Here is a 13,374-nt window from a genome sequence, read left to right on the forward strand (position 1 = left end):
TTTATTTGTATAAAAAAAGAGCAATCGTATGATTGCTCTTTTTATTATTTATTCGAAAAAAGTGATTACTTTTTAATAGCACTTCCTTTGTGTGTAGATAAACTTAGCTTAAGAGCATTTACGTCTCTTAATTTCTCACGAATATCAGCTAATGTACCAACACTCGACTCTTTATCCATTTTTAAAGAAGTTGTCATAAAAGGAACTTCAGCTTCCGATACATTTCCTCTTTCTAAGAAAATAAAAGAAGGTACATCATCTGGTGTAGCAATCTTATCGTTTAACTGAATTCTATTATAACCAGTACCATATTTACTATCTTTTGCTTTACCAACATAAATAGTACTTACTAAACTCTTACGTTCTAATTTCTTTACTTCTGTAGCACTAGGTAAACGCGGTGCTTCGATCGCTAAATCGTTTTCACGCATTACTGTTGTTACCATGAAGAAGAATAATAACATAAAAACAATATCAGGTAGTGAAGATGTATTCACTGCTGGCATCTCTTTTTTCTTTTTATTAAATTTAGACATACTTAACTTGTTTTTATACTATTGAACATTAGTTGGATCAGTATCTGATATAATCTGAGGATAACTATTCTTAACATCTTCTACTTTTTTTCTTAATGCGTCATCTTTTCTTGCACCAGCTATAAAAGCTTTTTCTAATTCTGTAAAGCTCATACCATATTTTTCCTGGCAAAATCTATTACGCAATTCATCGTATGCTTTTAATAACTCATTTTGAACAGATACATATGTACCAAACTCGGTACCTCTATCACTTTCAACAGAGATAATTGCTTTGTTTGGATGATCTGATGATTCAGGATCTTTCGCTCCTTTACAATAGTTACAAGATGCTCCTGCCTCTTTTCCTGGCATTGGATTACCAATACCTCCACCGTTATCAATAAATTTGATAGCTGCATCTTTTAAGTCTACTAACTCCATTCCTTCACCTTCTACAAGTAACTGATTGTTTCTGTTAATACTAACTTGAAAAATGTTTTTCTCTTTTACAATTGGTGGCTTAACATCTGTTTTTTCAGCTAACTTTTTAGGGATACCTGAATCAACATCCATTGTTGTTGTTACTAGGAAAAAGATAAGTAGCAAGAATGCAATATCTGCCATCGAACCTGCATTAATTTCTGGGTTGTCTCTTCTTGCCATAATAACTTACGATTTAACGATTCCTTTTAATAAATCAACTACGAAAAATGCTCCTGCAATAGCTCCTAAAATCATGGTAAAACTTATACCAGTACCTACCCATTTAGAAACACTTCCTACTGCAACTAACTCACTTCCATCAGCACCAATTACTTGTCCGTTTGAAGACAACATATATGACACTACAAAAAGTACAGCTAAAGCTAAAACACCTAGTAAGGTTTTCTTTAAAGCAGCTGGATTCTTAAACATCCCTAATAAAGAGATTACTACAGCAACAATTACTATTACAATTAGTAAATAATATGAATAACTTACTAAAGGAGAAACAGCACTATTAAGAGCCTCTAAGTTCTCTGGATCTATTCTTACAACGTTTACGAATAACCCAATACCTACTAATGATATTAAAGCTACTAGTAATGTTAATATTTTATTATTCATATAATTGATTATTTTTTATACTTAGCTAATAAGTCGATTAAAGAAATAGAAGCATCTTCCATGTTGTTTACAATACTATCGATTTTAGAAACGATGTAGTTGTAAAAAATCTGTAAGATAATTGCCGCTACAAGACCAAATACAGTTGTTAAAAGCGCTATTTTAATACCACCTGCTACTACTGCTGGAGAAATGTCATTTGCTACTGCGATCTTATCAAAAGCTTCAATCATACCAATTACAGTACCCATAAAACCTAACATCGGTGCTAATGCAATAAATAAAGATAACCAAGAAACATTTTTCTCTAATAATCCCATTTGTACACCACCATAACCTACTACAGCTTTTTCAGCAGCTTCTAAACCTTCGTCTGCTCTTTCTAAACCTTGGTAAAAGATAGATGCAACAGGTCCTTTTGTATTTCTACAAACCTCTTTAGCAGCCTCAATACCACCTGAACTTAAAGCATCATCAACACTTGCTACTAATTTCTTAGTATTCGTTGTTGCCATGTTTAAATAAATAATTCTTTCGATTGCAATTGCTAAACCTAAAATTAAAGCTACCAATACGATACCCATAAACTGAGGATCTCCTTCAATAAAACGTTGTTTTAACTCTTGGTGAAAAGTTTTTTCTGCTTCTTGAGCATGAGTTGACTGAATAGCCCCTAAAAACATAAATCCTGCAACAGTTAGGAAATTTACTACTTTTTTCATTTTGTTATAATTAATTTTAAATAGTTAACGGGTTAAAAATACAAATTTTACTATAAATTACTTACTTTTTTAACAATAAGTAATTCTTTACTTGTACTTATTACACTTTTTTATTTTTCAGACTGCCAAGTAACAAAAAAATGTTGGGACATTAAAAAAAAACGAGAGGTTTTACGTCATTTTCTTCTTTCTAATACTATTTCAAGCACTTATGATTGTAAATCTAATAAAAAAAGCTCAATTTAATTAATTTCTCCTCTTAAAGAAGTTTCAAAATAATGCTTAAATTGTTCTTTTGACAACTTTTCTCCTAGTAAATACATCATTTTTGCCACTGCCGTCTCGGTTGTTATATTTTTTCCATCTACAATTCCGATACGTTTTAAGTCTGAACTTGTTTCATAATGCCCTAAAATTACACTTCCTCCTGCACATTGGGTTACATTTACTATATATATATTTTTCGCAACGGTTTTTTCTAATAAATCAATAAACCATTTTTCTGTAGGTGCATTTCCTGCACCGTATGTTTCTAAAATTACCCCCTTTAAATTCGGTATATTCATAAAACTTTCTACTACCGACGCTGTTATACCAGGAAACAGTTTTAAAATAGCAACATTATTATCTAAGTTTTTCCTAAAAACAAGTTTGTCTTCTTCTTTAATTGACCGAAACAACACTGGGTAATTAAAATTTAAATGAACACCGCTTTCAGCCAAAGGCGGATAATTCATCGAGGCAAATGCTTCAAATTGCTCTGCATTTATTTTTGTCGTTCTATTTGCTCTGTATAATTTATACTCAAAATACAACCCTACTTCCTGAATTACTGGTTTTCCGTTTTCGTACGTTGAAGCTACCTGTATCGAAGTAATTAAATTTTCTTTTGCGTCGGTTCTTAAATCTCCTATTGGCAACTGAGAACCCGTAAATATTACTGGCTTTTGTAAATTTTCTATCATAAAACTAATTGCTGATGATGTATACGACATCGTATCAGAACCTGTAAGCACTACAAAACCATCAAATTTCTCATAATTATTAGCAATAATTTCTGCGATATCAATGTAATAATTTACATTCATATTTGAAGAATCAATAGGCTCATCAAAAGAAATAGTAGAAATATCGCAATGTAATTGTTGTAATTCTGGAATTTTACTAGATATCTGACTAAAATCAAACGCTTTTAACGCTCCGGTTTTATAATCCTTAACCATACCAATGGTTCCTCCTGTATATACTATTAAAATTTTTGGCTTATTTGACATTATGACACTTTTATTATGGGTAATTTAATAATGGAATAATTTATGTTGTAAATTTATCAAACAAAATTGACACAAAATTTTAAAACCAAATAAATTATGATAGGATTTTATATTCTAATAGGTATTATCTCTTTATTCAGCTGGATAGTAAGTAATACACTTAAAAGAAAGTTTAAAAAATACTCGCAAGTTCATCTACGTAATGGTATGAGCGGAGCAGAAATAGCTCAAAAAATGTTGGATGACCATGGTATTAACGACGTAAAAGTTATTTCTACACCAGGTATGTTAACCGATCATTACAATCCGCAAAATAAAACAGTAAATTTAAGTGAAGGTGTTTACAATCAAAGAAACGCATCGGCTGCTGCAGTTGCTGCTCACGAGGTTGGACATGCCGTACAACATGCAAAAGCATACCAATGGCTAACAATGCGATCTAAATTAGTTCCTATTGTTAGTATTTCTTCTCGTTTTTCTCAATGGATGATTATTGGAGGTCTTATTTTAGGTGCTGGTGCTGGTCAGCCAGGAATTGGACAAATGGTTGCTATTGGCGGACTTATTTTCATGGCAATGGGTACCTTATTTAGTTTTATTACACTTCCGGTAGAATATGACGCCAGTAACAGAGCACTAGCATGGCTAGAAAATAAGCATATTGTAACTCGTGAAGAACTTGCGGGTTCTAAAGACGCTTTAAAATGGGCAGCAAGAACCTACTTAGTCGCTGCATTAGGTTCTTTAGCAATGCTTTTATATTGGGCATTACGTATTTTAGGAAGTAGAGATTAGACATCTTAAACACTTTTACATTTACTTCTAAATAAAAAATGCTCTCGGAAAATCGAGAGCATTTTTTTATACTTATATATGTAGCCTTAAAACTTAATCATTCAACTTTAAAACTGCCATAAATGCTTCTTGTGGAATTTCTACATTACCAACCTGACGCATTCTTTTCTTACCTTTCTTTTGCTTTTCTAATAACTTACGTTTACGAGAAATATCTCCACCATAACATTTTGCTGTTACATCTTTACGTAAAGCTTTGGTAGTTTCTCTTGCTATAATTTTTGCTCCAATTGCAGCCTGAATCGGAATATCAAACTGTTGTCTTGGTATTAAAGTTTTTAGTTTTTCTACTATTTTTTTACCAATTGTATAGGCATTATCGGCGTGTAATAATGCTGACAAAGCATCTACCGGAGAACCATTTAGTAAAATATCTACACGAACTAATTTAGAAGTACGCATTCCTATCGGAGAATAATCAAATGATGCATAACCTTTAGAAACTGTTTTTAATCGATCATAGAAATCGAAAACAATTTCTGCCAAAGGCATATCAAAAATTAACTCTACCCTTTCTGTAGTTAAATAAGTTTGATTTACGATTTCCCCCCTTTTCTCTATACAAAGTGACATTACTTGTCCAACAAAATCAGATTTTGTAATTATTGATGCTTTAATAAAAGGCTCTTCAACTTTCTCTAATCTAGACGGATCTGGTAAATCTGTTGGATTATTTAACAAAACTATTTCCGTCGGGTTTTTCTTTGTGTATGCGTGATAAGAAACGTTTGGTACTGTCGTAATTACAGTCATGTTAAATTCACGTTCTAAACGCTCTTGAATAATTTCCATATGTAACATTCCTAAAAATCCACATCGAAAACCAAAACCTAACGCTGCCGAACTTTCTGGTTGAAAAACTAAAGAAGCATCATTTAACTGTAACTTTTCCATTGAATTACGTAACTCTTCGTAATCTTCAGTATCAACAGGATAAATTCCAGCAAAAACCATTGGTTTTACATCTTCAAACCCATCAATACGATCAGTTGTCGGATTTTCAAAATCTGTAATTGTATCTCCTACCTTTACTTCCTTAGCCGCTTTAATTCCTGTTATTAAATATCCTACGTCACCAGTTTTCACCTCTTGCTTTACAACTTGTTCTAACTTTAAAGTACCAACCTCATCCGCACCGTATTCTTTTTCGGTAGACATAAATTTGATACGCTGGTTCTTTTTAATAGAACCATCAATAACTCTAAAATAAGTTTCAATTCCTCTGTAAGAATTATAAACAGAATCGAAAATTAATGCTTTTAGTGGTGCATCAGGATTTCCTGTTGGTGCCGGAACTTTTTTAATAATTGCTTCTAAAATGTTCTCAACTCCAAAACCTGTTTTTCCACTTGCGTGAATTACATCTTCTGGCTCACAACCTAATAAATCTACAATATCATCTGTAACTTCTTCTGGGTTTGCAGATGGTAAATCAACTTTATTTAAAACCGGAATAATTTCCAAATCATTATCTAAAGCTAAATATAAATTAGAAATTGTTTGTGCCTGAATACTTTGGGCTGCATCAACAATTAACAAAGCACCTTCACAAGCTGCTATAGAACGAGATACTTCGTAAGAAAAGTCTACGTGCCCAGGTGTATCAATTAAATTTAAAATATAATCTTCACCCTCAAACGTATATTCCATTTGTATTGCGTGCGACTTAATGGTAATACCACGTTCACGCTCTAAATCCATACTATCTAATAACTGCGATTTTTTTTCTCTCTCTGTTACCGCTCCTGTATAATCTAGTAATCTATCGGCAAGTGTACTCTTACCGTGATCAATATGTGCAATAATGCAAAAATTTCTTATTTTCTTCATGCGTCGTATTTCTAGCCTCTTATGACTGACAAAGATACTTTATTGAAAAACGTTGTACAATTAAATATTTATTCAATAAAAAATAAAAAGTAACTTTGCAGCATGGTAAAAATTGGTAATATAGAACTTCCTGATTTTCCGCTATTATTAGCGCCGATGGAAGATGTGAGTGATCCACCGTTTAGAGCATTGTGCAAAGAGAACGGTGCTGATGTTGTTTATACTGAGTTTATTTCTTCGGAAGGACTAATTCGCGACGCTGCAAAAAGCGTAATGAAGTTAGATATTTACGAAAAAGAGCGTCCTGTTGGAATTCAGATTTTCGGTGCAAACTTAGAATCAATGTTAAAAACGGTTGAAATTGTAGAAAAGTCGAACCCTGATATTATTGACATTAACTTCGGGTGCCCTGTTAAAAAAGTAGTTTCTAAAGGTGCTGGTGCAGGAATTTTAAAAGATATCGATTTAATGGTTTCTCTTACTGAGGCAATGGTAAAACACACCAATTTGCCTGTTACCGTAAAAACACGTTTAGGTTGGGATCATGATTCTATTAAAATAATAGAAGTTGCCGAGCGTTTACAAGATGTTGGCTGTGCTGCAATTTCCATTCACGGTCGTACGCGTGCACAAATGTATAAAGGTGATGCCGATTGGGCACCAATTGCTCAAGTTAAAAATAATCAAAGAATGCACATTCCTGTGTTTGGAAACGGCGACGTTACTTCGCCAGAAAAAGCTATGGAAATGCGCGATAAATATGGCTTAGACGGCTGTATGATTGGTAGGGCTTCTATTGGTTATCCTTGGTTTTTTAATGAAGTAAAGCACTATTTTAAAACGGGTGAATACCTAGCAAAACCAACCATTGCACAACGAGTACAAACCGCTCGTAGACATTTACAAATGGCTATTGATTGGAAAGGGCCTGTATTGGGCGTTTTTGAAACCAGAAGACATTATACTAACTATTTTAAAGGAATACCACATTTTAAAGAATACCGTATGAAAATGGTAACTTCTGATGACGCAAAAGATGTTTTTGCTGCTTTTGATGAAGTGGAAGCTAAGTTTGGTAATATGATTATCCCTGAAATAAGGTAAGTTTATTTTTCTATAAAATCTTTAGAAATTCTCGAGCTTGCTACCTTAGATGCTATAAAGCCCAGTATTGAAATTGTAAATATTACAACTAATAGATTCGTCCATCTAAATTCAACTGGGTAAGCTAAACTCTCTGTAATCATAAATAGCTCGTAACGTTGCTGTATTAACACCAGTAAAACACCAATAGCGACACCTACTATCATACCAACAATTGTTAACAAAAAACCTTGTAGCACAAATATTTTTTTTATACCATCGATACTTGCTCCTAAATTAAATAATGTTTTAAGGTTTTTTCTTTTATCAATAATCATCATAATTATTGATCCTATTACATTAAATAGGGCTATTGCGAGTATTAAAGTAAAAATTAAATACGAAATAAATCGCTCGGTATTTATTACTTTATAATACAAGGCATTTAATTGCGCTCTTGTTTTAACACTAAAAGCAGCACCTAAATCATCTTGTAATTTTTCTTGAAAATCATCTGAATTAACATCTTTTTTTAACTTGAGCTCTATTCCTGAAATTTGATTTTCATCATAATTCAACAACTCTTGCGCAGAAGACAACTCTGTAAAAACGTATTTATTCTGAAATTCTTCTGGCCCGGAATAGGCACCAATTACCTGTGTAGAAATTGAACGAAAGGCATTGTTTACATTTACAAACCCTTTACCTGGTTTTGGCACCATTATTTGTAATGGCTCACCAAAATTTGCAACATTAAGTGAGAGTTTGTATGAAATTCCGTAACCTATAACGGCTGTATTTTTAAACTCAGGATCTACCCAAGTTCCCAGCGCTAACAAAGTATCTATAGGGATTATATCCTTATAATTTTCATCAACACCTTTTATAAAAGCAACTTGATTTTTATCTTTATATTGTAAAAAAACACGTTCTTCTATTGTTTTTGAAATTGCTTTTATTTTAGTATTCTGAAGTAACTCTTGATGAATGTCATCAGAATACTTAAAAGACTTTCCTTTTACTACTGTTATTTTTATATCAGGATCTGATACCTTAAGCAAAGAATCGCTAAAGGTTCTTAAACCTGAATACCCCGATAAAATAACAAACAAAGCTAAAGCTCCAACAACAACACCAAAAACTGCAATAAATGTAATTATATTTATGGCATTGGTGCTTGTTTTAGAAAACAAGTATCTTTTAGCGATGTATAAAGAGAATTTCAATTTTAATAAATCTTAATTAATAATTTAAATAAAATTTATTACCGTTTTTGACGACGTGGTAAAACATCTGGATTTTTAATAGGATCTACATCATCACCTTTTAAAGACTTATCAATGTCTTCGATATAATCTAAACTATCATCACCAAAAAACAATAATTCTGGCATTCTTCTTAATTGATGTCTTGTTCTTTTCGCCATTTCATGACGAATTAATGGTGTATTAGATTTTACTCCATCAATAATTTCATCTCTTTTATCAGAAGGAAAGACGCTTAAATATACTTTTGCAACTCCTAAATCGGCAGTAACCGAAACTTTAGATACAGATATTATTACACCCTTCATTCCATCTTGTGCAGCACGTTGTAAAACATCTACCAAATCTTCTTGCAATACTCCTGCAATTTTTCGTTGTCTATTAGTTTCTTCCATGTTGCAAATTTACGGATAAAATTACGGAGTGTAAATTTTATTTTTCACGGCGTATATTACTAAGCCAACCCTATTTCTAACATTAAGTTTTGTGAATAAGCTATCACGGTAACCATCGATAGTTTTTGGACTTAAAAACATTTTTTCGGCAATCTCTTTATAAGTTAATTCAGAACAAGCTAACTTCATGAACTTCATCTCATTGTCTTTAAAACACACATTGTTTTTTCCATTTTTTCCTGAAACAGAATCTAATAATAATGTTGTTACGTTTTTTGTATGATAAAAACCATTTTCCATCATTTCTAATAATGCTTTTTCTAACACTCCTTTTTGAGTATCTTTAAGTAAATATCCAACAGCTCCTGCTTTTAGCATCTTTAAAATAGTATTATCTGCATCTTCTACCGACAATGCCATTACATGTACCTCTGGGTGATGCTCTACAATCCACTCTGTAGTTTCAATACCATTCATAATAGGCATGTTTACGTCTACTAAAACAATATCGGGTATATTCTTAGGTGATGTTGAAAATTTATCGGCAACTTCTTTACCGTTTTTGCAGGTGTATAATACTTTAAATTTATCAAAAGTATTTACCATTCCTTCAATAGCTTGTGACAATAACGTATGATCGTCTACAACTACGACTGAGTATTTCATAATTAAGTAGGTTTCGTTAGTAGTATGTTGTAGGGGAAATTACACTTGGTTCTCTAAATATAATAATTTATTATTAAACTTGTTCCTTTTTTAAGTTCTGATTCCATTTTAACTTCTGCTTTTATTAATTTAGCTCTGGCTTTTATATTTTGTAAACCAATACCTTTAAGCCCGTTTTTATTCGCTTCAAAACCAATACCATTATCTTTAGAAATAATTTTTATAACATCTTTGCCATAAGATATAGAAACATCTAGCTTAGAGGCTTTAGAGTGTTTTATCGTATTTGAAAAAAATTCTTGTAGCATTCTAAAAATTATAATTTCATGCTTCTGATTTATTCTTGTTTCTTTTCCAGTAATCGTTAAACTTGATTCTATATAATTTAATCGATTAAATCGTTCTATTTCTAATTTTAAAGCTTCCATTAATTTTATGTTTTTTATAAAATCTGGATTGATAGATTTAGACAACGCTCTTATTTCTGCTAAACTTTTTGTGATAGTATCTGATATTTCACTTATGTTTTCAGGAGAAGCATGCTGCATTTGTATCTTTGCTAAAGTTAAAAGCTGCCCGATATTATCATGTAATTCCCAACTAATATTCCGCAAAGTTTCTTCCCGTATTTCTATTTGAGTTTCTGCGATTTCTTTTTCATAGCGTTTTCTATCCTCTTCTCTTTCTAATAATAATTTATTTTTACGACGTTGAAAAACTGTAAATAAAACAATTACAAAGATTATAATTGCCATTAAAACAAGAGTTGTAATTACTAATATTCTTCCTTCTTCTTGCTCCATATTAAACCAAATGAAATAATAATATTCATAATAATAATTAAAATATTTAAAACAGGAAATAAATCTCTACTTTTCATGTAACCAACTAAACTAAAAAAAGGTATTGAAGGTAAATAAAAAACTAAAAAACCTACTGAAACCCAAAAAGAAAGCATTTTTTTATAATTTAAAATTTCATCAGACAGTAACAATTCTCTTAGATAAAGAAAAACTAACAAGCCTATATTAATTGCTCCGATAATTATAGCAGTATAAAAGAAGCTTTTATTATATAGTATTAAAAACCATGTCACTAAAAAAGCTATTAAAAAAAAATTAGATAGTTTTAACCATGCTTTATCTTTAATTAAACCATTATACATTTTACGAATTATTATTAACTCTAATAATATATATACCTGATGGTGTAAAAAAACAGGTTTCTCTGTAATAATACAATAAGCACCTATCGACTCTACAATAACAGTTATTATTAAAAGTAAGGCAAGCCACTTTGCAAATGTTTTTTTTGTTTGCAAAAAAAACATTATGCTTAGTATGGCAGTTATATATTGCGATAGTAAACTTAAACTACTTAATAAATCCATTTTTGTTTAATTAAAAGGAGGTGTTAGGGTTCCTTTATTTCCCACTCCACTTAACTCGTCTTCTCCTAATAGCGTACTTTCTTTATTTTTATTTAATGTTTTTAAACCATAATCATAATTTTTTATTTTTCCTGCTTCAAAGTCATCTTTTGTATCATAAATCCATTTATAACCATTTAAAGCAAGCATTTCTTTAAATGTAACTAACTTACCTTGTTTAGCAGACTGCACAGGATCAAAAGCTATTTGCTTACCATTAACAGTTGTAGTAGGTATATAAATTAAATCTTGATAACTTTTACCTGTATTACTGTAGTTTGATTTGGCTGCTGCTATAAAACTAATACCTGTTATATTTATTTTAGCCTTTTTACTTAAGTTTTCAATTCTTCCTAAATACTTTTTAAACTGAATAAAATTATAATTATTAATACGAGAATCTTCATATCCTAGCGCTTTTTCTAAAGGTGCAATACGTGTAGTATCATAGCTTTTTAACATTGCCACAATTTCTGTATAGTTTAACATCTCTTTTGTTCTTCCTTCATCAATATAACAAAAAGTACCTTCTGGTGTTTGATCACCTTCATGCTCACATTTACATTCATGTTTTTCACAAGAAATCATACAGGCTATAAAAATCAATGCATAAACAAGAATAAATAACTTTAATAAACTAGCTTTCTTCATAATAAATAAATTTCTAAATACTTTTTAAATATAGTGTGTTATTTTTTAACAAAGGGTTTCTTAACACAAAACAGAGCTTACAAACAGCAACAAATCAACATATTATTAAAATTTTATTTTTAATAAACAGGAAAAACACCTTAAGAAGACCAATGATTAAACCATTTATTTTTCATACGATACACTCTTGTTTTATCATTATTCTTATAACCAATAGATTTTATTATTTTTACCGAATGAATAAAATAGAACACATTGGTATTGCCGTAAAAGATTTAGAAACATCAAATGAATTATTTGCTGCTCTTTTCGGAAAACCTCATTATAAAACCGAAGAAGTAGCTAGTGAAGGTGTAAAAACTTCTTTTTTTAAATCTGGTCCTAATAAAATCGAATTATTAGAAGCTACAAAACCAGAAAGTCCAATAGCTAAATTTATAGAGAAAAAAGGAGAAGGTGTTCACCACATTGCTTTTGCTGTTAGTGATATTAAAGCAGAAATCAAGCGCTTGCAAAAAGAAGGTTTTACGGTACTAAATGAAACCCCTAAAAAAGGTGCTGACAATAAATTAGTTGCTTTTTTACACCCTAAAACAACAAATGGAGTTTTAATTGAATTATGTCAAGAAATCGAGTAATCCATTCATTTAAAACTTCCTAAATATTTGTATCTTGCAAAGTCTAAAAAGCATATTAAACAATGACAAACTCTTTTGATTCTTTTCAAAAACGCCGTTTACAATCATCGTATGTTTCTGTAGTTGTAAGTATTGCATTGGTACTTTTTATGATGGGAATTTTAGGTTTAATTTTACTAAAATCCACCAAAGTAGCAAATCATTTTAAAGAAAAAGTGGTAATGACTTTATTTTTAAAAGATGATGTAACCGAAAAGCAGCTAACTAAATTTAAAGAAACACTTAAAAAAGAAAACTTCACTAATAAAGTAGTTTATATAACTAAAGATGAAGCCGCTAAAACCTACAAAAAAGATTTAGGGGAAGATTTTTTAAAGTTCTTAGGAGATAATCCTCTTAAAAACGGAATAGACATCTATTTAAAAGCTGCTTTTGTTACTCCTGAAAAAATGGATGAAATTAAAAAATCATTTGATAAAAATAAATTTGTTGGAGAAGTAAATTATGACAAACCTTTGGTTCAATTACTAACAAAAAACATTAAAAAAATCAGCTTTTGGTTATTAGTTTTAAGCGGTTTTTTTGCTTTAGTGGCTATAATCTTAATCAATAGCTCTATTCGTTTATCTATATACTCAAAAAGATTTAATATTAAAACCATGCAAATGGTTGGTGCTACCAAAAGCTTTATTCGTAAACCTTTTATTTGGCAAAGTATAAAACTAGGTGTTTTAGGTGCTTTTATTTCTTTAATCGGCTTGGCGATTGTAATTTATTATACCAATAAATACATACCGTCTTTAGAGTTATTAACCGATTATGTTTCTTTAACCTATGTAGCTGGTGGTGTTTTATTCACAGCCTTTTTTATTACATGGATAAGTACCTTTTTTGCCACACAACGTTTTTTAAACTTACAAACGAACGATTTGTATTACTAA

16 protein-coding genes are annotated in these 13,374 nt (G+C 30.8%); 4 read left to right on the forward strand and 12 right to left on the reverse strand.

Annotated features, from left to right (window positions below; translation table 11 throughout):
* Positions 1–65: 65 nt before the first annotated feature.
* The 5 genes from RRF68_RS07595 to RRF68_RS07615 form a co-directional block, all read right to left on the reverse strand.
* Positions 66–536, reverse strand: coding sequence for an ExbD/TolR family protein (locus RRF68_RS07595; protein ID WP_218771526.1), 471 nt, complete (start codon positions 534–536; stop codon positions 66–68).
* Between the two features lie 18 nt (positions 537–554).
* Complete coding sequence (locus tag RRF68_RS07600) at positions 555–1,181, reverse strand: biopolymer transporter ExbD (protein WP_315943972.1); 627 nt, start codon at positions 1,179–1,181, stop codon at positions 555–557.
* 6 nt (positions 1,182–1,187) lie between these two features.
* On the reverse strand, positions 1,188–1,625 hold the full coding sequence (locus RRF68_RS07605; protein WP_218771528.1) for a hypothetical protein: 438 nt from the start codon (positions 1,623–1,625) through the stop codon (positions 1,188–1,190).
* 8 nt (positions 1,626–1,633) lie between these two features.
* A complete protein-coding gene (locus tag RRF68_RS07610; protein WP_218771529.1) occupies positions 1,634–2,347 on the reverse strand; it encodes a MotA/TolQ/ExbB proton channel family protein in 714 nt (237 codons plus the stop codon).
* A 242-nt stretch (positions 2,348–2,589) separates the two neighbouring features.
* Positions 2,590–3,621, reverse strand: coding sequence for an asparaginase (locus tag RRF68_RS07615; protein WP_275315831.1), 1,032 nt, complete (start codon positions 3,619–3,621; stop codon positions 2,590–2,592).
* A 96-nt stretch (positions 3,622–3,717) separates the two neighbouring features.
* Here RRF68_RS07615 and RRF68_RS07620 point away from each other — a divergent pair, with 96 nt between their 5' ends.
* Positions 3,718–4,416 carry a zinc metallopeptidase gene (locus RRF68_RS07620; RefSeq protein ID WP_275315833.1) on the forward strand — a complete coding sequence of 233 codons (699 nt, stop codon included), beginning with the start codon at positions 3,718–3,720 and terminating at the stop codon, positions 4,414–4,416.
* Positions 4,417–4,509: 93 nt separating this feature from the next.
* On the opposite strand, the gene lepA is transcribed toward RRF68_RS07620, so the two are convergent.
* Complete coding sequence (gene lepA, locus RRF68_RS07625) at positions 4,510–6,306, reverse strand: translation elongation factor 4 (protein ID WP_275315835.1); 1,797 nt, start codon at positions 6,304–6,306, stop codon at positions 4,510–4,512.
* Positions 6,307–6,408: 102 nt separating this feature from the next.
* Between lepA and dusB the strand changes: the two genes are divergently transcribed.
* Positions 6,409–7,410: a tRNA dihydrouridine synthase DusB gene (gene dusB, locus RRF68_RS07630; protein WP_218771533.1), complete on the forward strand. Its 1,002-nt coding sequence runs from the start codon at positions 6,409–6,411 to the stop codon at positions 7,408–7,410.
* 2 nt (positions 7,411–7,412) lie between these two features.
* Here dusB and RRF68_RS07635 read toward each other — a convergent pair whose 3' ends face one another.
* From RRF68_RS07635 to RRF68_RS07660, 6 genes are all read right to left on the reverse strand, one after another.
* Positions 7,413–8,615: an ABC transporter permease gene (locus RRF68_RS07635; RefSeq protein ID WP_315943973.1), complete on the reverse strand. Its 1,203-nt coding sequence runs from the start codon at positions 8,613–8,615 to the stop codon at positions 7,413–7,415.
* 38 nt (positions 8,616–8,653) lie between these two features.
* Positions 8,654–9,049, reverse strand: coding sequence for a 30S ribosome-binding factor RbfA (gene rbfA / locus RRF68_RS07640; RefSeq protein ID WP_315943974.1), 396 nt, complete (start codon positions 9,047–9,049; stop codon positions 8,654–8,656).
* Between the two features lie 21 nt (positions 9,050–9,070).
* Complete coding sequence (locus tag RRF68_RS07645; protein ID WP_218773507.1) at positions 9,071–9,718, reverse strand: response regulator transcription factor; 648 nt, start codon at positions 9,716–9,718, stop codon at positions 9,071–9,073.
* A 50-nt stretch (positions 9,719–9,768) separates the two neighbouring features.
* On the reverse strand, positions 9,769–10,518 hold the full coding sequence (locus RRF68_RS07650) for a sensor histidine kinase (RefSeq protein ID WP_218771536.1): 750 nt from the start codon (positions 10,516–10,518) through the stop codon (positions 9,769–9,771).
* The gene (locus RRF68_RS07655) at positions 10,491–11,036 is read right to left on the reverse strand and encodes a hypothetical protein (protein WP_315943975.1); all 546 of its coding nucleotides are present in this window, start codon (positions 11,034–11,036) and stop codon (positions 10,491–10,493) included. Before RRF68_RS07655 ends, RRF68_RS07650 begins: the two co-directional genes overlap by 28 nt.
* A gap of 75 nt (positions 11,037–11,111) precedes the next feature.
* Positions 11,112–11,795: a hypothetical protein gene (locus RRF68_RS07660; protein WP_315943976.1), complete on the reverse strand. Its 684-nt coding sequence runs from the start codon at positions 11,793–11,795 to the stop codon at positions 11,112–11,114.
* 236 nt (positions 11,796–12,031) lie between these two features.
* Between RRF68_RS07660 and mce the strand changes: the two genes are divergently transcribed.
* Both mce and RRF68_RS07670 read left to right on the forward strand, forming a co-directional pair.
* Positions 12,032–12,433 carry a methylmalonyl-CoA epimerase gene (gene mce / locus RRF68_RS07665; protein WP_315943977.1) on the forward strand — a complete coding sequence of 134 codons (402 nt, stop codon included), beginning with the start codon at positions 12,032–12,034 and terminating at the stop codon, positions 12,431–12,433.
* A 62-nt stretch (positions 12,434–12,495) separates the two neighbouring features.
* Positions 12,496–13,374: a cell division protein FtsX gene (locus RRF68_RS07670; protein ID WP_275315844.1), complete on the forward strand. Its 879-nt coding sequence runs from the start codon at positions 12,496–12,498 to the stop codon at positions 13,372–13,374.

Source organism: Tenacibaculum sp. HL-MS23, assembly GCF_032463465.1.
Taxonomy (GTDB): Bacteria; Bacteroidota; Bacteroidia; order Flavobacteriales; family Flavobacteriaceae; genus Polaribacter; species Polaribacter bernardetii.

What these genes read in the sequence shown, in the direction of transcription:
- RRF68_RS07595 (WP_218771526.1), bottom strand. Translation starts at nt 536, where the DNA reads ATGTCTAAATTTAATAAAAAGAAAAAAGAGATGCCAGCAGTGAATACA.
- RRF68_RS07600 (WP_315943972.1), bottom strand. Translation starts at nt 1,181, where the DNA reads ATGGCAAGAAGAGACAACCCAGAAATTAATGCAGGTTCGATGGCAGAT.
- RRF68_RS07605 (WP_218771528.1), bottom strand. Translation starts at nt 1,625, where the DNA reads ATGAATAATAAAATATTAACATTACTAGTAGCTTTAATATCATTAGTA.
- RRF68_RS07610 (WP_218771529.1), bottom strand. Translation starts at nt 2,347, where the DNA reads ATGAAAAAAGTAGTAAATTTCCTAACTGTTGCAGGATTTATGTTTTTA.
- RRF68_RS07615 (WP_275315831.1), bottom strand. Translation starts at nt 3,621, where the DNA reads ATGTCAAATAAGCCAAAAATTTTAATAGTATATACAGGAGGAACCATT.
- RRF68_RS07620 (WP_275315833.1), top strand. Translation starts at nt 3,718, where the DNA reads ATGATAGGATTTTATATTCTAATAGGTATTATCTCTTTATTCAGCTGG.
- lepA (WP_275315835.1), bottom strand. Translation starts at nt 6,306, where the DNA reads ATGAAGAAAATAAGAAATTTTTGCATTATTGCACATATTGATCACGGT.
- dusB (WP_218771533.1), top strand. Translation starts at nt 6,409, where the DNA reads ATGGTAAAAATTGGTAATATAGAACTTCCTGATTTTCCGCTATTATTA.
- rbfA (WP_315943974.1), bottom strand. Translation starts at nt 9,049, where the DNA reads ATGGAAGAAACTAATAGACAACGAAAAATTGCAGGAGTATTGCAAGAA.
- RRF68_RS07650 (WP_218771536.1), bottom strand. Translation starts at nt 10,518, where the DNA reads ATGGAGCAAGAAGAAGGAAGAATATTAGTAATTACAACTCTTGTTTTA.
- RRF68_RS07660 (WP_315943976.1), bottom strand. Translation starts at nt 11,795, where the DNA reads ATGAAGAAAGCTAGTTTATTAAAGTTATTTATTCTTGTTTATGCATTG.
- mce (WP_315943977.1), top strand. Translation starts at nt 12,032, where the DNA reads ATGAATAAAATAGAACACATTGGTATTGCCGTAAAAGATTTAGAAACA.
- RRF68_RS07670 (WP_275315844.1), top strand. Translation starts at nt 12,496, where the DNA reads ATGACAAACTCTTTTGATTCTTTTCAAAAACGCCGTTTACAATCATCG.